Source organism: Lentzea sp. NPDC042327 (assembly GCF_040647275.1).
Lineage (GTDB): Bacteria > Actinomycetota > Actinomycetes > Mycobacteriales > Pseudonocardiaceae > Lentzea.
This window is the reverse complement of record NZ_JBEZBX010000004.1, coordinates 523,063-541,087: the sequence shown is the minus strand read 5'-3', so window position 1 is coordinate 541,087 and position 18,025 is coordinate 523,063. Positions and strand designations below refer to the sequence as shown.

Genomic DNA, 18,025 nt, shown 5'->3' with positions numbered 1-18,025 from the left:
CAATGCAACGCAGACTCACGCGATTACTGTCAGTGCTGGCCGGTGTCCTGGTGGTGATGGGGCTCGTCGTTCCGGTCACCCCCGCCCAGGCGCACGGCCTGCACGTCCTGCTGTTCTCCAAGACCGCCTCGGGCGCCTACCGGCACGACTCCATCCCCGCGGGCATCACGATGTTCGAGCAGCTGGCCGCCGAACGCGGCTGGGAGCTCACCAAGAGCGAGGACGCGTCGGTCTTCAACGACACCACGCTCGCCACGTTCAACGTCGTCGTCATGCTGCAAACGTCGGGCATGGTGTGGGACACCGCGGCGCAGCGCACCGCGATGCAGAACTACATGCGCAGGGGCGGTGGTGTGGTCGCGATCCACAACGCCACCGACATGAACATCGAGGCGCAGTTCCCGTGGTGGGACCAGATGCTCGGCATGACGATGACGCAGCACTCGGCGGTCGTGTCCGGCACCGCGAAGGTCGCCGACCGCAAGCACCCGTCCGGCGCGGGTCTGCCGGACCGCTGGACGCGCACCGAGGAGTGGTACAACTTCAACCGCTCCGCGCGCGGTGACGTGCACGTCCTGGTCACCGCCGACGAGTCGACCTACGACGCGGGCTCGTCGAAGATGGGCGTCGACCACCCGATCTCCTGGTGCCGCAACTACGAGGGCGGCCGGCTGTGGGCCACCGGCATGGGCCACCAGGCGTCGAGCTACTCCGAACCCCTGTTCCGCCAGCACATCACCGGCGGCGTGGAGTCCGCGGGCGGCGTCGTCTCCGCCGACTGCGGGGCCACGGTGTGGAGCAGCTTCCAGAAGGTGCAGCTCGACAGCTCCACGATCGCGCCGAGCACCCTCGACGTCGCACCGGACGGCCGGGTGTTCTTCACCGAGTACAACGGCAACCTCAAGATCTACAAGCCGGACACCAGGACCACGGTCGTCGCGGGCACGCTCAGCGTCTACGGCGGCGGGCAGACCTCGGAGGACGGTCTCGTCGGCCTCGCGCTCGACCCGGCGTTCGCCACGAACCGGTGGGTGTACCTGAACTACTCGCCGACCGGGTCGCAGGAGATCGCGCGCATCTCCCGGTTCACGATGAACGGCGACCGGCTCGACACCTCGACCGAGAAGGTCCTGCTCACCCTGCCCGCGTCGCGGCGGGAGGAACCGGGCCACACCGGCGGCCAGCTCGCGTTCGGGCCGAACGGCAACCTCTACATCAGCGTCGGCGACGACACGAACCCCAACGGCGACTCGGCCGGCTACGCGCCGATCGACGAGCGCTCCGGCCGTTCGCTCTACGACGCGCAGGGCACCGCGGCCAACACCAACGACCTGCGCGGCAAGATCCTGCGCATCCACCCGGAGGCCGACGGCACCTACACCGTCCCGGCGGGCAACATGTTCGCGCCCGGCACGGCCAAGACCCGGCCCGAGATCTACGCGATGGGCTTCCGCAACGCGTTCCGCTTCAGCGTGCACCCCACCACGGGCGTGGTCTACGCGGCCGACTACGGCCCGGACGCGGGCTCGGACAACCCCAACCGCGGACCGGCAGGCCTGGTGGAGTGGAACGTCATCAAGTCGCCCGGCAACTACGGCTGGCCGTACTGCGTGGCGAACAACATCGCCTACAACGACTGGAACTTCGCCAACAACACCTCCGGCGCGAAGTTCAACTGCGCCGCACCGGTGAACAACTCGCCCAACAACACCGGTCTCACCACGCTGCCCGCCGCCCGTGCCGCGGACATGTGGTACGGCAACGGGGCCAACGGCAACGTGTGGCCGGAGATGGGCACCGGCGGCGAGGCGCCGATGGCGTTCCCCGCCTACCAGTACAACGCGAACAACCCGTCCACCACGAAGTTCCCGGCCTACTTCGACCAGACGCCGTTCTTCGGCGAGTGGTCGCGCAACCGGATGTGGGAGTTCCGGCTCGACTCGTCCGGAAACCTGTTGAAAATCAACAACTTCCTGTCGAACATGTCCTTCGCCTCGCCGATGGACGCGAAGTTCGGGCCGGACGGGTCGATGTACCTGCTGACCTGGGGCACCGGCTGGGACGACAACAAACCGCTGCCGGGCGCGGGTCTGTGGCGCATCGACTACACCGCCTCCGGTGAGCAGAGCCCGGTCGCCCAGGCCTCCGGCACCCCGCTGTCGGGCGGCTCGCCGCTGACGGTGCGCTTCTCCAGCGCCGGATCGGCCGACCCCGGTGGTTCCGCGCTGACCTACCGCTGGGTGTTCGGCGACGGCAGCACCTCCACCGAGGCGAACCCGACGCACACCTACACCGGCCGCGGCCGGTTCACCGCCCAGCTCACCGTGACCAACGCGAAGGGCAAGACGGGCACCGCGAACGTGACCGTGACGGCGGGCAACACCGAACCGGTCGTGCGCTTCACCGGCCCCGCCGACGGCGGCATGGTCAACTTCGGTGACACCGTCCCGTACACCGTGTCGGTGACCGACGCGGAGGACGGCACGATCGACTGCTCCAGGGTGACCGTGCAGTCGAACATGGGCCACGACACGCACAAGCACCCGATCGGCTCACCGGCGACCGGCTGCACGGGAACGCTGCAGACGGGCATCGACTCCGGGCACCAGGGCCTCAACGTGCACGTCATCGGGTCCGCCGAGTACACCGACGGCGGCGCGAGCGGGGTGCCGGCGCTGACCGGTGGCGCCCAGGTCGTGTTGCAGCCCAAGCAGAAGCAGGCCGAGTTCTTCACCGGCTCGTCCGGTGTGCGGGTGGTGTCGCAGTCCGGTGCCGAGTCCGGTGCGCGGATCGGTGACATCGGCAACGGCGACTGGATCTCGTTCAAACCGGTCAACTTCACCGGCATCAACCAGGTGTCGTTCCGGGTGTCCGCGCCCTCCGGCGGTGGCGGGACCATCGAGCTGCGGTCGGGTTCCCCGACGGGTTCCCTGGTCGCGTCGGCGGCGGTGTCGAGCACCGGCGGCTGGGACAACTACGTGAACCTGCCCGCGGTGAACGTGACCGCGCCGTCCGGTTCCGTTGAGCTGTTCGCGGTGTTCCGCACGTCCTCGTCGACCAGCTTCGACCTCGACTCGATCACCTATGTCGGGCCGGGTGTCGGGACGGGCGGCGGTGGCGGTGGCGCGAAGGAGATCGTCGGCGCCTCCGGCAAGTGCGTCGACGTGAACGGCGCCAGCTCGACCGACGGTGCCAAGGTGCAGCTGTGGACGTGCAACGGCGGCGCCAACCAGAAGTGGACGCAGAACGGCACCACGTTGCGCGCGCTGGACAAGTGCCTGGAGGTCACCGGCAACAGCCAGACCGACGGCACCGCTGTGCGGCTGTGGTCGTGCAACGGCGGGTCGGGCCAGAACTGGACCGCGCAGTCCGACGGCACGATCCGCAACGGCTCGAAGTGCCTGGACGCCAACGGGGCCGGCTCGGCGGACGGGACCCAGCTGATCATCTGGACCTGTCACGGCGGGACCAACCAGAGGTGGACCTTCCGCTAGCGGGAGGGCGGCCGGCGGCTCGCCGCCGGCCGCCCTTGTTCCCGGAGGAGGACTCGATGGTCAAAACCGTGCGGAGCCGTGCGGTCAAACCGGCCGCGCGGCCCGTTCCCGCCGCACGGCCGTTCTGGGCGGGGCTCGTGACCGCGTTCCTGCTCGGCCTGGCGGTGGCGTTCCTGGTGGGGTCGTGGACCGGCCCGGACGCGACCGAGCAGCGGATCGCGGAGCTCGAACGCGAGGAGGCCGACCGCGACGCCGCCCAGCTCGGCCCGCTGTCCGACCAGGCCCGGCAGACCCGCGACCGGCTGGCCCCGGTGCTCGCGGCGATGGCCCAGGCCCCCACCGCGGAGGCGGTGAACGGCTGGCGGGACGTCGTGGCGGAGGTGGCCGCGACGTACGAGCAGTCGCCGTCGGCGGGCAACGGGATCAACATCGCGCGCACCGGCATGCGCACGGCGGTGCAGCAGCTGGCGGCAGCGGTGAAGACCTGCGAGCTGGCGTTCGGCGGGGCCGAGGCGGACCGGGCCGCGCTGCTGGCACTGGCGCAGGAGCAGCGGATGCTGGCGGTCCGCACGTGGTCGGTGGCGGCGGTGCAGCTCGACGTCCTCAACATCGAGGCCGGGCGCGGGCACGTGCACGTGCAGCTGTCCGGCGACGGGGACACCGGCGGGCTCACGGTCGACGGTGCGCCGGAGGGGCGGTGACGGCTGACCCGGTGCGGCTGCTGGACGAGGCACGGGCGGCGGTCGAGCCGGTGCGGCGGGCGGCGGTCGACGGGCTGGGACCCGCGTTGCGACGGGTCGCCGGCTACCACATCGGGTGGTGGGACGCGGACGGCCGACCCGCGCGGGCCACGGGGAAGGCGCTGCGTCCGGCGCTGGCACTGGCGAGCGCTCGTGCGGCCGGCGGTGAGGTCTCGTCCGGGGTGGTCGCGGTGGCCACGGCGGTCGAGCTGCTGCACGACTTCTCGCTGCTGCACGACGACGTGATGGACGGCGACGAGACCCGGCGGCACCGGCCGTCGGCGTGGATGGCATTCGGGACCACGGCCGCGATCCTCGCCGGTGACGCGTTGATCGGGCTCGCGGTGCGCCAGGTGCCGCCCGCGCTGGCCCCGGTGCTGGCCGACGTGCTGGTCGAGCTGTGCGAGGGGCAGTCGGTGGACGTCGCGGCGGAGCCGATGTCCGTGCATCAGTGCCTCACGACGGCGGAACGCAAGACGGGTGCGTTGCTCGGTGCCGCCTGCCGGCTCGGTGCCGTGGCGGCCGGTGCCGACGAGACCACGGCCGAGCACTACCGCGGGTTCGGCGTGCACCTGGGTGTCGCGTTCCAGGCCGTCGACGACCTGCTCGGCATCTGGGGCGACCCCGCCAAGACCGGCAAACCGGCCCACGCCGACCTCCGCGCACGCCGCCGGTCCCTGCCCGTTGTGGCGGCGCTGACCACGGACACCCCGGCGGCCCGGCGGTTGGCGCGGTGCTACGAGAACGCCGTGCGGCCGAGTGGTCCCGAGGAGATCGCGCACCTCGTCGCCGAGGCGGGTGGCCGGGCCTGGACCGAGGCCGAGGCGGACCGGCGGGTGCGGCTCGCGTTCGACTGCCTGCGGCAGGCCTGCCCGACCTCCGCCGGCGCGGCGGAGCTGCGCGCGTTGGCGGGGCTCGTCGTGGCCAGGGACCGGTGAGGCCACCCGCCGCAAGCGTCAGCCCAGCTGCTGGTCCACGACGGCGGGGGACAGGACGTGGTGGATGACCATGGCCGCCGCCCCGAGCACACCGGCCACCTCGCCGGCCCGTGACGGCACGATCCGCAGGTTCTCCGTGGCCAGCGGCAGCGAGCGCCGGTAGACCGCCTCCCGCACCCCGGCCAGCAGCATCTCACCGGCCGCGGCGAGGTCTCCGCCGACCACGATGAGCGAGGGGTTGACCATGCTGACGCACGCGGCGAGCACCTCGCCGATGGTGCGGCCGGCCTGCCGGATCGCCTGGCCCGCCTCGACGTTGCCCGCGCGGACCAGCGCGACCACGTCGGCGCTCGTGTGCGCCTCGACGCCCCTGGAGCGCAGCCGGGCCGCGACCGCGGAGCCGCTCGCGACGGCCTCCAGGCAGCCGGAGTTGCCGCAGCCGCAGTCGGCGCCGTCGCCGTCGGGCACCCGGATGTGGCCGAGGTCCCCCGCCGCGCCGGCCGCGCCGCGGTGCAGGACGCCGTTGCTGATGAAGCCGGAGCCGATGCCGGTCGCGACCTTCACGACGATCATGTGGTCGGTGCCGGGGAACGAGTGCGCGTGCTCGCCCAGCGCCATCAGGTTGACCTCGTTGTCCACCAGCACCGGCACGCCGAACTCGGCGCGCAGGTGGCCGGGCACGTCGAAGCCGTTCCAGGCCGGCATGATCGGCGGGTGGTTCGGGCGGCCGGACGAGTGCTCGACCGGGCCGGGCAGGCCGATGCCGACACCGGCCAGCGACACCGCGGACAGCCCCGCGTCGCGCACCATCTCCCGCCACGTCCCGGCCAGCGCCGCCAGGACGCGCTCTGGGCCGGTCGCGACGTCCAGGGCGAGGCGCCGGGAGGCCAGCAGCCCGCCCACGAGGTCGGTGACGGCGATCGTGGCGTGGCTGGCACCGACGTCGGCGGCCAGCACCGTGCGCGCGCCCGCGTTGAACGCGAACCGCCCGGCCGGACGGCCGCCGGTCGCCACCGTGATCACGCGGTCGGTGAGGAACCCCGCTCCCTGCAGGGCGTCGAGCCGGGTCCGGACCGCGGCGCGGGTCAGGCCCGTCTGGGTGGCCAGCTCGGCGCGGGTGCGTGGCACTCCGTCGAGCAGCAGCCGCAGCAGCTGTCCAGGCGATGCTGCGGGGGCCCAAGGTACGTCCGGCACCGGATCAGTGAACCAAATAGACCGAGTAATGGCGATATTCATCCCGAAGACATGTGTCCTTTGGCAGAGAAGCGCCAACTTTTGATTGACAGTCGCCAATAGTCCACTCTACGTTCGCCTCATGACTGTGACCCGCGTAACACCGGGGGTGGCGGCGTGACGGACGTCGTCCGGTTGGAGGGGATCGGCAAGGCCTTCCTGGGCGTGCCGGTGCTGCGCGGCGTCGACCTCGCACTGCGGGGCGGCGAGGTCCACGCGCTGGTGGGCGAGAACGGCGCGGGCAAGTCCACCCTGCTCAAGGTGCTGGCGGGCGTGCACCGGCCGGACACGGGCCGGGTCGTCGTGCGCGGCGAGGAGGTCTCGTTCGCCGCGCCGCGGGACGCGCAGGCGGCGGGCATCGCGATCATCCACCAGGAGCTCACGCTGCTGGAGCACCGCACGGTGGCCGAGAACGTCTTCCTGGGCCGCGAACCCGTGCGCCGCGGCCAGGTCGACCGGCGGGCGATGGAGGCGGAGACCCGGCGGCTGCTCGGCTCGCTCGGCGAGGACGGGATCGACCCCGGCACCGAGGTGGCGCGGCTCTCCGTGGCGCGCAAGCAGGTCGTGGAGATCGTCAAGGCGCTGTCGGCCGACGCGACCGTCCTCGCGATGGACGAGCCGACCGCCGCGCTCGCCGACGGCGAGGTCGAGCTGCTGTACCGGCTGGTGCGCAGGCTGCGCGACCGCGGCATCGCGATCCTCTACGTGTCGCACCGGATGCGCGAGGTGTTCGACCTCAGCACCCGCATCACGGTGCTCAAGGACGGCGCGTTCGTCACCTCCGCGCCCACCGCCGAGCTGACCACCGAACAGGTCGTGCGGCACATGGTCGGCCGTCCACTCGACACGCTCTACCCCGAGCGCGCCACCGCGCCCGGCGAGGTGCGGCTGGCGCTGCGCGGCGCGGGGAACGACCGGGTGCGGGACCTGACGTTCGAGGTGCGGTCGGGCGAGGTCGTCGGCGTCGCAGGGCTGCAGGGCTCCGGCCGGTCCGCGCTCCTGCGGGCGATCTGGGGCGTCGAGCCGTTCACCACCGGGACGCTGGAGCTCGACGGGACCCCGGCCCGCGTCACCGGTCCGCGCACGGCGGTGCGCAAGGGCATCGGGTACGTCACCGAGGACCGCAAGGGCGAAGGGCTCGCGTTGCGGCAGTCGGTGCGCGACAACACCCTGCTCGTCCGCCGGGCGACCTCGCGCGGTGCGCGCGCCCGCCGCGAGACCGACCTGCGGGAGCTGCTGGCCTCGGTCGCCGTCGTCGCACGCGGCCCGCACCAGGAGGTGCGCTATCTCTCCGGCGGCAACCAGCAGAAGGTCGTGCTGGCCAGGTGGCTCGCCGTGCGGCCGCGCGTGCTGCTCGTGGACGAACCGACCCGCGGTGTCGACGTCGGCGCCAAGCAGGCGCTGTACCGGCTGCTGCGCGACCTGGCGGCCGACGGCCTCGCGATCCTGCTGGTCTCCTCCGAGCTGCCGGAGCTGATCGGGCTGAGCGACCGGGTCCTCGTGCTGCGCGAGGGCACCCTCGCGGGCGAGCTGCCCGCCGGTGCCGACGAGGAGACCGTGATGGGCCTGGCCACCGGACACCTGGTCGGAGAACCCGCGTGAGCGCCGTGGGCGTGGCGGCCGGCCGGCTGCCCGCGCGGCACCGCGCGGTCGCGTTCACCCCGGTCGTGGTCGTCTACCTGGCACTGGCGGCGTTGCTCGTCGTCGGCAGCGTGCTGGTGGCGCTCGACGGCGGCGTGCTCCTCGACCACGGCGGCGTCCTCAACATCCTGACCCGCAGCACGGTGCTCGGCCTCGTCGCGATCGGGCAGACGCTGGTGATCGTCACCGGCTCGCTCGACCTGTCCGTGGCCTACCTCGCCGGGCTGTGCTCGCTGATCGCCGCCGAGACCATGGCGGGCAGCACCGCCATGGTCGTGCCGGGCGTGCTGGCGGCGCTGGCCGTCGCCGCGGTCGTGGGGCTGGTCAACGGCCTGGTGATCACCGTGCTGAAGGCCAACGCGTTCATCGCCACGCTGGGCGTCGCGCTCGTCCTGCGCGGCTACCTGGAGCACAGCTACACCGGACCGGCCGGCAGCGTGCCGCGCGCGTTCCAGCACCTCGGCTACGACCGCATCGGCCCGGTGCCGGTGTCCGCGCTGCTGATGCTGGCGCTCGCCGCGGCGGCGTGGTGGTACCTGCGCCGCACCCGCACCGGCTACCACATGTACGCCGTCGGCGGCGACGTCGACGTGGCGCGGCTGTCCGGGGTGCGCACCGGGCGGACGATCGTCACCGCGCACGTCGTGTGCGCCGTCATGGCGGGGCTCGCCGGGGTGTTCCTGGCCTCGCGGCTGGGGTCCGGCGCACCGTACGTCGGCACCGACGCCGGGTACGACCTGGAGTCCATCGCGGCGGTCGTGCTGGGCGGTACGGCGCTGGCGGGTGGTCGCGGCGGAGTGGCCGGGACCATCGGCGGGGTGCTGATCCTGGCCACCCTGGACACGATCTTCGACGACCTCGGCGTGAACTCGTTCTTCAAGGACGTCGTCCGCGGTGTCGTGCTCGTCGTGGCGGTGGCGCTGTACGCGCGCCGCCGGCACACGGGGAGGTCGTCGTGACCCGGCTGCGGCTCGCCGACGGCACGGCACCCGTGCTGGTCGTGCTCGTGGTCCTGCTGGTGGCACTGGCGTTCGCCGGTCCCGCCTACTCCGAACCCAGCGGCTACCTCGCGCTGCTCAAGCGGGCGGCGCCGCTCGTGGTGCTCGCGGTGGGGCAGTACTTCGTGGTCGTGTCCGGCGGGTTCGACCTCTCGGTCGGCTCGCTGGTGACCGCCGAGGTGGTGATCGCGGCCCGGCTGGTGGACGGCGACGACGCCGACACCGCGTGGGTCGTCGCGCTGCTGCTCGGCTTCGGGCTGCTGGTCGGCCTGGTCAACGGGCTGGTCACGACGAAGCTGCTGGTGCCGTCGTTCATCGTGACGCTGGGGATGCTGCTGGTCCTCGACGGCGCGGTGTTCCTGTGGACCGGTGGCGCACCGCGCGGTGCGCTGTCGCCGTCGTTCCGCGTGGCCGGCCGGGGCGGTGCGGACGTGCCGCTGCTCGGGCAGGTGCCGTGGTCGGTGGTGGTCCTGCTGGTCGTGGTCGGCGCGGCGGTGTGGTTCATGCGCGGCCCGACCGGACGCCTGCTGGTCGCGGTGGGCGACAACGAGAAGGCCGTCCACCTCGCCGGTGGCCGGGTGGACCGGTTGCGGCTGCTCGCGTTCGTGCTGTCGGCGCTGCTCGCCACGGTCGCCGCGATCCTGCTCGCCGGGTTCGCCGGGGTCTCCGCCCAGGTCGGCCAGGGCCTGGAGTTCCGCGCCATCACCGCGGTGGTGCTCGGCGGGGTCCTGCTCGGCGGCGGCCGGGGTTCGGTGGTCGCCGCCGCCGCCGGTGCCGTGACGCTCGAAGCGCTCTTCTCCCTGCTGAACCTGCTCGGCGTCTCCGGTGCGCTGGAGTCCGCCGTGCAGGGCGTGATCATCATCGCCGCCGTGGCCTACGCCGCCCGCGGCACCGCGCTGCGCCACCTGCTGCCGCACCGCAAGACCACTGTGGACAGCACGTGACCGCACCGCCGCACCACCTCTCCTGACCACACCGCCTGAGCCCCCGCCGAAGAAGCCGAGGAGCAAGCACATGCACAGGAATTGGTCCGTCGTGGCCCTGGCCGGCGCGCTGGTGGTGGCCGGGTGCTCCAGCGACCTGCCCGCCACCTCGGGCGCCGACGGCACCTCCGGACCGGCGAAGGCCACCGCGAAGTCGGAGTTCTACGACCAGGCGGAGCTCGCGCGCCAGCTGCGGTTCCGCACCGCGAAGGCGACCGGGCTCGACGGCCAGGACGGCACGGCGGGGCCCTGGGAGCAGGCGCTCGATCCGGAGCTGACCGACACGGCCAAGTACGCCAAGCCCGGTGGCGGCTACCACCTCTGCTTCTCCAACGCCTCGGTGGACAACCCGTGGCGGCAGGTCGGGTTCAAGACCATGCAGCAGGAGGTGAAGCTGCACCCGGAGATCACCAAGTTCACCGTCCTGGACGCCGAGGCCAAGGACGACAAGCAGATCAGCGACATCCAGTCGCTCGCCTCCCAGGGGTGCAGCGCGCTGGTCGTCTCGCCCAACACCACCGCCACGCTCACTCCGGCGGTCGAGGCCGCGTGCGCGACCGGCGTCCCGGTGATCGTGTTCGACCGCGGTGTGAAGACGAGCTGCCCGGTCACGTTCATCCACCCGATCGGCGGGTTCGCCTTCGGTGCCGACGGCGCCGAGTTCCTCAAGGAGAAGGTGGCGCCCGGAGGCAAGGTCCTCGCCCTGCGCATCCTGCCCGGTGTCGACGTGCTGGAGCAGCGCTGGGCCGCGGCCGACGAGGTGTTCGCGGGCAGCCAGGTGAAGGTCGTGGGCGTCGAGTTCACCGACGGCGACGCCGCCAAGACCAAGAGCATCGTCAACGAGTACATCCAGCGCGAGGGCAAGATCGACGGCGTCTGGATGGACGCCGGTGCCACCGCAGTGGCCGCGGTCGAGGCGTTCCAGGACGCCGGGGTGGCCATCCCGCCGTTCGTGGGCGAGGACCAGCAGGACTTCCTGCGCATCTGGGCCGACGAGAAGATGACCGCAGTCGCCCCCACCTACCCGACCTACCAGTGGCGCACGCCGGTGATCGCAGCGCTGCGCGTGCTCGGCGGCAAGCAGGTGCCGCGCGAGTGGGTGCTGCCGCAGCCCAAGGTCACCCAGGACACGCTGAAGGACTTCATCAAGCAGGACATGCCGCCGCTGCACTACGCGATGTGCGGCTGCGAGCAGATGCCCGGCTACCCCGCGCCGTGGAAGTGACCCGGTGATGAAGGCGTACGTGGAGCTGGTGCGCGCACCGGCCGCGCTCACCGTGCTGGGGGACACCCTGGTCGGCGCGCGAAAACCGTTGCGCGGCAGGGGACTGCTGCTGCCGCTGGCATCGGTGTCGCTGTACTGGGCGGGCATGGCGCTCAACGACTGGGCCGACCGGGACCTGGACGCGGCCGAACGGCCGGAGCGCCCGATCCCGTCCGGCCGGGTCGCACCGGACGCGGCGCTGGCGACGGCGGCGGGCCTGACCGCGCTCGGCGTCGGGCTCGCTGCGGCCGCCGGGCGCAACGCACTGCCGCTCGCCGCCGCCGTGTGGGCCTACGACACCGCGTTGAAGGCCACGCCCGCCGGGCCGTTCGCGATGGCCGCGTGCCGTGCGCTGGACGTCCTGCTGGGCGGCCGGGCCGTGCTGCCCGCGGGCCTGATGGCCGCGCACACCCTGGGCGTCACGGCGTTGTCGCGTGGCGAGGTGCACGGCACGTCGCCCGCCACGGCGAAGGCGGTGCTGGCGGGCACGGTCCTCACCGCCGTCGCCACGGCCGTGTCGTCCCGGCGCATCTCCGGGATCGCGGGGGCGCTGGGCTACGCGGTCACGGTCGGGCGCGCGCAGTGGAACGTGGTCCAGGACCCGAACGCGCGGAACGTCCGCACCGCCACGAAGGAAGGCATCCACGGCATGGTGCTGCTGCAGTCCGCGCTCGCCGAGCACGGTGCCGCACTGCCGGTCGTGCTGCCGCTGGCGCAGGCGCTGAGCAGGAAGGTGAGCCCGACATGACGTTCCACCTGGGCTACGGCACCAACGGTTTCAGCAACCACCGCCTCGGCGACGCGCTCGCCGTGATCGCCGACCTCGGCTACACCGCCGTGGCGCTGACCCTCGACCACCACCACCTCGACCCGTTCGCCGACGACGTCGCCCGGCAGACCGACCGGCTCGCCGCCCGCCTGCACGAGCTGGGCCTGCGGGCCGTGGTGGAGACCGGCGCGCGGTACCTGCTCGACCCGCGTCGCAAGCACCACCCGACCCTGGTCAGCTCCGACCAGGACCGCCGGGTCGACTTCCTGGTGCGCGCCAAGCGGATCGCGGCCGACCTCGGCGCGGACTGCGTGTCGTTCTGGTCGGGCGTCGGCTCGCCGGACGACTGGGACCACCTGCGCTCGGGGGTGGCCGCCGTGCTGGAGAACGGCCCGTCCGTCCCCATCGGACTCGAACCTGAACCGGGCATGGTCGTGCAGTGGCTGGAGCAGGCGCTGCGGCTGCGCACCGAGCTCGGCGACCCCGAACAGCTGCGGATCACCCTCGACGTCGGGCACTGCGTCGCCGTCGAGCCGCAGGACGCGGCCGCGTGCATCCGGCAGGCCGGTGAGCTGCTGGTCAACGTGCAGCTCGACGACATGCTGCCGGGCGTGCACGAGCACCTGGAGTTCGGTGACGGGCACCTGGACCTGCCCGCCACCCTCGCCGCGCTGACCGACATCGGCTACACCGGTGTCGCCGCGGTCGAGCTGCCCCGGCACAGCCACGCGGCACCGGACGTGGCGGCACGGGCGCTGCGGGCGTTGCGCGCGGCCCGGTGGCTGGCCGACGCCGAACGGGCGGTGCGGACCGACCCGAACGCGATCGACACCCTGTTCCCGGCCGTGGGCAGAGCGGTCGGAACGGGTGAGGACGCCGCCAGGGTCCGGCTGCTCACCGCGTTCGCCGACGCGACCGGCGACCCGGTCGACGGCCTCACCCGGCTCTACCGGTACGGCACCTCCGCGGAACGGCGCGGCGTCCTGCGCGGCCTCGCCGAGCTGGGCGACCGGGCTCCCGCCGCCGGTGTCGCGCTGGTCGAGGACGCGTTGCGCAGCAACGAGACCGGCCTCGTGGCGGCGGCGCTCGGCCCGTTCGCCACCCGGCACCTGGGCCGGCACGCGTGGCGCCACGGCGTGCTCAAGTGCCTGTTCATGGGCATCCCGCTGACCGCGGTCGACGGCCTGGACCGGCACTCGGACCCGGAGCTGCTGCGCATGGTGGCCGCGTTCGCGGAGGAACGCCGTGCCGCCGGCCGTCCCGTGCCCGCCGACGCCCTCGCCCTGCTCGGAAAGGCTTCGTGATGCGCATCTTCGACCCGCACATCCACATGACGTCCCGCACGACCGACGACTACGAGGCCATGCGCGACGCCGGGGTGGAGGCGCTCGTCGAGCCCGCGTTCTGGCTCGGGCAGCCGCGCACGAGCGTCGGGTCGTTCGTCGACTACTTCGACGCCCTGCTCGGGTGGGAGCGCTTCCGCGCCGCCCAGTTCGGCATCGCCCACCACTGCGCGCTCGCGCTGAACCCCAAGGAGGCCAACGACCCGCGCTGCGCCGAGGTGCTCGACGTGCTGCCGCGCTACCTCGCCAAGGACGGCGTGGTCGCGGTCGGCGAGGTCGGCTACGACTCGATGACGCCCGAGGAGGACGACGCGTTCGCCCGCCAGCTGGAACTGGCGCAGCGGCACGACCTCCCGGTCCTCGTGCACACCCCGCACCGCGACAAGCAGGCCGGTACCCGGCGCACGCTTGACGTCGTCCGCGAGTCCGGGCTGGCACCGGAACGGGTGCTGGTCGACCACCTCAACGAGACCACCGTGCGGATGGTCGCGGACGCGGGCTGCTGGATGGGGTTCTCCGTCTACCCGGACACCAAGATGGACGAGAAGCGGACGGTCGCGCTGCTCACCGAGCACGGCACGGACCGGATGCTGGTCAACTCCGCCGCCGACTGGGGCCGCTCCGACCCGTTGAAGACGTACAAGACCGGGCAGGCCATGCTGGACGCCGGGTTCTCCGCCGAGGACGTCGAGAAGGTGTTGTGGCACAACCCGGTCGAGTTCTACGGCCAGAGCGGCCGGCTCGTGCTCGACCCGGTGGCGGCGGGTGCGGTCGACGCGGCCACCGGCAGCTCGGTGCTGCGGGGTGAGCGGTGATCGCCTACTGCACCAACGTCCATCCGGCACCCGACCTGCCCGGCGTCCTCGCCCAGCTCGACCGGCACGCCGTGCGCGTGCGGGAGGCGCTGGGCGCGGACACGCTCCCGCTGGGGCTGTGGCTGCCCGCACCGGTCGCCCACGGCCTCGCCGAGGACGTGTCCGCGCGGCGGGCGTTCGGGGCGGAGCTGGCGGCGCGCGGCCTGACGGTGTCGACGCTGAACGCGTTCCCGTACGGCGACTTCCACGAGGAGGTCGTCAAGCACAAGGTGTACTTCCCGACGTGGACCGACCCGCGGCGGCTCGAGTACACGAAGGACTGCGCGACCGTACTGGCCGACCTGCTGCCCGACTCCGCCGCGTACGGCAGCATCTCCACCCTGCCGCTGGCGTGGCGGGAGCCGTGGACGTTGATGGACGACGGCGCCGCGACGGCCGCGCTCGCCGAGCTCACCCGGTTCCTGCGCGAGCTGCCCGGCCGGCCGGTCAAGCTCGCCGTCGAACCGGAACCGGGCTGCGTGCTCGACACCGTCGCCGACGCGGTCGGCTGGCTCGCCGGCCGGGCCGACCCCGAGCTCGTCGGGCTGTGCCTGGACACCTGCCACCTCGCGGTGTCGTTCGCCGACCCGGTGGCGGCGGTCGAGTCGATCCGGCGGGCGGGGCTGTCGATCGTCAAGGTGCAGGCGTCGGCGGCGCTCGAAGTCGCGGAACCCGGCACCGAGGAGGGCAGGCTGGCGGTCGCGGCCTACGGCGAACCCCGGTACCTGCACCAGGTCCGGGAGAACGCGCCGGGCGGCGTGCTGGCCGCGGACGACCTGCCGGAGGCGTTCCACACCCTGCCCGCCGAGCACCCGTGGCGGGTGCACTTCCACGTGCCGCTGCACGCCGTGCCACCCGCACCGCTCACGTCCACCACCGACGTGCTCGTGGCCGCGGTCGCCGCGGTGGACCCCGGTACCCACGTCGAGGTCGAGACCTACACCTGGACGGTGCTGCCGGGGGCGGGCGACCTGGCCGACGGCATCGCGGCGGAGCTGCGGTGGGCGCACCAGCACCTGGCGGCGGGGGTGGCGGCGTGAAACCACTGGTGGTGCTGAACGTCGTCGGCATGACCCCGGCGCTGCTGGCCCACATGCCGAACCTCGCGCGGCTGGGCTGGCAGGCGGAGCTGGGCACGGTGCTGCCGGCCGTGACGTGCAGCGCACAGGCCACGCTGCTCACCGGCCTCACCCCGGCACGGCACGGGATCGTCGGCAACGGCTGGTACTTCCGCGACCTCGGCGAGGTCCACCTGTGGCGCCAGCACAACCGGCTCGTCGGCGGCGAGAAGCTGTGGGAGACCGCCCGCCGCGCCCACCCCGGTTACACCGCCGCCAACATCTGCTGGTGGTACGCGATGGGCGCGTCCACCGACATCACCGTCACGCCCCGGCCGATCTACCACGCGGACGGCCGCAAGTCGCCGGACTGCTACGTCCGCCCACCCGGCCTGCACGACGAGCTGGTGGGTGCACTGGGGGAGTTCCCGCTGTTCCAGTACTGGGGTCCCACGGCGGCGCTGGCGTCCAGCGAGTGGATCATCGGCGCTGCCAGGAAGGTGTTCACCGAGCAGCGGCCCGACCTGCTGCTGGTCTACGTGCCGCACCTGGACTACGACCTCCAGCGGTTCGGCCCGTCGTCCCCGCAGGCGGTGAAGGCGGCGGCGGACGTGGACCGCGCGCTGGCGCCGTTGCTGGCCGATGTCGCGGACGCCACCGTGGTCGCGTTGTCGGAGTACGGCATCACGGACGCGCGCCGGCCGGTGGACGTCAACCGCGCACTGCGCGCCGCCGGTCTGCTGGAGGTCCACACGCAGGCCGGGATGGAGTACCTGGACCCGTGGACGTCCCGGGCGTTCGCGGTGGCCGACCACCAGGTCGCGCACGTGTACGTCGCCGACCCGGCCGACGTGCCGCGCACCAGGGCCGTGCTCGCCGAACTGCCCGGCGTCGACGTGCTGTACGACCGCGAGGGGCAGGCGGCCGTCGGACTGGACCACGAACGGTCCGGCGAACTGGTCGCGGTCGCCGAGCCGGACGCGTGGTTCACCTACTACTACTGGACCGACGACAACCGTGCGCCGGACTTCGCCCGTGGCGTGGACATCCACCGCAAGCCCGGCTACGACCCGGCGGAACTTTTCTTCGACCCGGCCGACCCGCTCGCGAAGGCCAAGGCGGGGCTCAACCTGGCCCGCAAGAAGCTCGGCCTGCGGTACGCGATGAACGTCGTGCCGCTGGACCCGTCGTGCGTGCGCGGCACGCACGGCAGATCGCCCGACCGCGCGGCCGACGGCCCGGTGCTGCTCTGCTCGGACCCGGCGGTGCCGCCGTCGGTCGAGCGCACCGGGCGCGTCGCCGCGACCGAAGTACGGAACCTGTTGCTAGCGCTGCAGGGCATGCCCGCAGAGGAGTTCAGCCGATGACCAGACCGCTCACGTCACGCCCCACCCGGCGGGAAAGCCACCTGACGGCGGTCCCCGCGGTGCGCCAGGACCACACCGTGGCCGTCGGCAAGGAACCCACGGCCGCCACCCGCCGCCTGCTGCGGCTCATGGGCACCGGCGCCACCGACCGGGCGATCGCCCGCGAGCTCGACGTCAGCCTGCGCACCCTGCACCGGCGGATCGCGCGGCTGCAGTCGTTGCTCGGCGTGCAGTCCCGGTTCCAGCTCGGCGTGCTCGCCGCGGAGCTGGAGTGGCTCGTGGTGTCCCCGCCGCGGCAGGCCGTGGGCGAGTGAGAACGGGCCCGCCGGCCGCTGTGGGACGCGGCAGCGGCAGGCGGGCCTCCCTCCTGCTCGCCACGCAGATGCCGGAGAGGTGCGGAGCGAGGGGGTCAGCGGCGGTTGGCCACCGCCTCCTGCAACAACGACAGCGCCTGCTTCGCCACCACGTTGAACATGCCCATCGTCGTGTCACGCGTGCCGAGCACGACCAGCAACGTGTCGGCGTCGACACCGAACACACCGGCCTGACCGGAGTCGCCCTCGAAGAACACCGCCCGCGGGCTGCCGACACCGGCCTGCGCGGTGAACTGGTTCGCGAGACCCGCCGCCGCCGCGGCCATCGCCGCCACGCCGTCGTCCTGGACGCCGCGGGTGACGGCGCACAGCACCAGGCCGTCCCTGGTGGCGACCAGCACACCGTTGATCGCGATCGAGTCGATCGACCCGTGGACCTCCGCCAGCGCCTCGGTCATGACCTTCGCGTCGGTGCCCGGCAGGGGAGTGGTGACCGGGCCGTGGCTCGGTGTCGTCGCCCCGCGCCGGCGCGTCGGCAGGGCTTCCGGGGACGACGACGGGTGGATGAACATCTCGTTCACACCGTCAGGTCGGCTTCGATGGCCCTCAGGCTGTGCCTGGCGAGGGCCAGGTTGGCCCGCTCCCGGTCCAGCACGAGGTACAGGAAGAGCATCGACGAGCCCCGCTTGCCCGGGGAGAGCAGCCGGATCAGGTGGTACTGGCGCTGCAGGGTGATCAGGATGTCCTCGATCTCGTCGTTCAGCTTGAGCGCCGAGATGACCCGCTGCTTGGACCGCACGACCTCGGTGTTCCCGGCCGCCGCCACCTCCAGGTCGAGCCAGTCGCCACCGCCGATCGACCCCAGCGACATCCCGCTGTCGTAGTCGACGAGCGCGGCCCCCACCGCGCCGGTGATGGTCATGGCTTCTTTCAGCGCGGTATCGATGTTCATCCCGGCGATTTCCCCTCGTGCGCGAACGGTCACACGCGGCGACATCTCCCGTGGGCCGCGTGGTGGATCACCTTACG

General features: G+C 72.7%; 16 protein-coding genes. 13 read left to right on the top strand and 3 right to left on the bottom strand.

The window, feature by feature from the left end; all coding sequences use genetic code 11:
* Positions 1–56: 56 nt before the first annotated feature.
* Genes AB0A63_RS13250 through AB0A63_RS13240 form a run of 3 tightly spaced genes read left to right on the top strand, consistent with a single transcriptional unit; the run spans position 57 to position 5,172 of the window.
* On the top strand, positions 57–3,494 hold the full coding sequence (locus AB0A63_RS13250) for a ThuA domain-containing protein (protein WP_360389574.1): 3,438 nt from the start codon (positions 57–59) through the stop codon (positions 3,492–3,494).
* 56 nt (positions 3,495–3,550) lie between these two features.
* Positions 3,551–4,195, top strand: a complete 645-nt coding sequence (locus AB0A63_RS13245) for a hypothetical protein (protein ID WP_360389571.1) — start codon at positions 3,551–3,553, stop codon at positions 4,193–4,195.
* On the top strand, positions 4,192–5,172 hold the full coding sequence (locus tag AB0A63_RS13240; RefSeq protein WP_360389568.1) for a polyprenyl synthetase family protein: 981 nt from the start codon (positions 4,192–4,194) through the stop codon (positions 5,170–5,172). Before AB0A63_RS13245 ends, AB0A63_RS13240 begins: the two co-directional genes overlap by 4 nt.
* A gap of 18 nt (positions 5,173–5,190) precedes the next feature.
* Here AB0A63_RS13240 and AB0A63_RS13235 read toward each other — a convergent pair whose 3' ends face one another.
* Positions 5,191–6,366, bottom strand: a complete 1,176-nt coding sequence (locus tag AB0A63_RS13235; RefSeq protein ID WP_360389565.1) for an ROK family transcriptional regulator — start codon at positions 6,364–6,366, stop codon at positions 5,191–5,193.
* 156 nt (positions 6,367–6,522) lie between these two features.
* Here AB0A63_RS13235 and AB0A63_RS13230 point away from each other — a divergent pair, with 156 nt between their 5' ends.
* The 10 genes from AB0A63_RS13230 to AB0A63_RS13185 all read left to right on the top strand — a co-directional run bounded on the left by AB0A63_RS13230 (position 6,523) and on the right by AB0A63_RS13185 (position 16,996).
* Positions 6,523–8,007, top strand: coding sequence for a sugar ABC transporter ATP-binding protein (locus AB0A63_RS13230; RefSeq protein ID WP_360389562.1), 1,485 nt, complete (start codon positions 6,523–6,525; stop codon positions 8,005–8,007).
* Positions 8,004–9,005 carry an ABC transporter permease gene (locus AB0A63_RS13225; RefSeq protein WP_360389560.1) on the top strand — a complete coding sequence of 334 codons (1,002 nt, stop codon included), beginning with the start codon at positions 8,004–8,006 and terminating at the stop codon, positions 9,003–9,005. Before AB0A63_RS13230 ends, AB0A63_RS13225 begins: the two co-directional genes overlap by 4 nt.
* Entirely contained in the window at positions 9,002–9,988 is a 987-nt protein-coding gene (locus tag AB0A63_RS13220; protein ID WP_360389557.1) for an ABC transporter permease, read from the top strand. The genes AB0A63_RS13225 and AB0A63_RS13220 overlap by 4 nt, the downstream gene beginning before the upstream one ends.
* A 70-nt stretch (positions 9,989–10,058) precedes the next feature.
* On the top strand, positions 10,059–11,252 hold the full coding sequence (locus AB0A63_RS13215) for a substrate-binding domain-containing protein (RefSeq protein ID WP_360389554.1): 1,194 nt from the start codon (positions 10,059–10,061) through the stop codon (positions 11,250–11,252).
* 7 nt (positions 11,253–11,259) lie between these two features.
* Positions 11,260–12,039: an SCO3242 family prenyltransferase gene (locus tag AB0A63_RS13210; RefSeq protein WP_360389551.1), complete on the top strand. Its 780-nt coding sequence runs from the start codon at positions 11,260–11,262 to the stop codon at positions 12,037–12,039.
* The gene (locus tag AB0A63_RS13205; protein WP_360389548.1) at positions 12,036–13,364 is read left to right on the top strand and encodes an EboA domain-containing protein; all 1,329 of its coding nucleotides are present in this window, start codon (positions 12,036–12,038) and stop codon (positions 13,362–13,364) included. The genes AB0A63_RS13210 and AB0A63_RS13205 overlap by 4 nt, the downstream gene beginning before the upstream one ends.
* Positions 13,364–14,218 (top strand): TatD family hydrolase, encoded by an 855-nt coding sequence (locus AB0A63_RS13200; RefSeq protein WP_360389865.1) that lies wholly within the window; start codon positions 13,364–13,366, stop codon positions 14,216–14,218. The genes AB0A63_RS13205 and AB0A63_RS13200 overlap by 1 nt, the downstream gene beginning before the upstream one ends.
* Positions 14,215–15,297 carry a metabolite traffic protein EboE gene (eboE, locus tag AB0A63_RS13195; protein WP_360389545.1) on the top strand — a complete coding sequence of 361 codons (1,083 nt, stop codon included), beginning with the start codon at positions 14,215–14,217 and terminating at the stop codon, positions 15,295–15,297. The genes AB0A63_RS13200 and eboE overlap by 4 nt, the downstream gene beginning before the upstream one ends.
* Complete coding sequence (locus tag AB0A63_RS13190) at positions 15,294–16,682, top strand: nucleotide pyrophosphatase/phosphodiesterase family protein (protein ID WP_360389542.1); 1,389 nt, start codon at positions 15,294–15,296, stop codon at positions 16,680–16,682. Before eboE ends, AB0A63_RS13190 begins: the two co-directional genes overlap by 4 nt.
* Positions 16,679–16,996: a LuxR C-terminal-related transcriptional regulator gene (locus AB0A63_RS13185; protein ID WP_360389539.1), complete on the top strand. Its 318-nt coding sequence runs from the start codon at positions 16,679–16,681 to the stop codon at positions 16,994–16,996. Before AB0A63_RS13190 ends, AB0A63_RS13185 begins: the two co-directional genes overlap by 4 nt.
* A 95-nt stretch (positions 16,997–17,091) precedes the next feature.
* Here AB0A63_RS13185 and AB0A63_RS13180 read toward each other — a convergent pair whose 3' ends face one another.
* Together AB0A63_RS13180 and AB0A63_RS13175 are read right to left on the bottom strand one after the other, a co-directional pair.
* A complete protein-coding gene (locus tag AB0A63_RS13180; protein WP_360389862.1) occupies positions 17,092–17,568 on the bottom strand; it encodes a roadblock/LC7 domain-containing protein in 477 nt (158 codons plus the stop codon).
* Between the two features lie 5 nt (positions 17,569–17,573).
* A complete protein-coding gene (locus AB0A63_RS13175; protein ID WP_360389536.1) occupies positions 17,574–17,948 on the bottom strand; it encodes a hypothetical protein in 375 nt (124 codons plus the stop codon).
* Between the last annotated feature and the right edge of the window lie 77 nt (positions 17,949–18,025).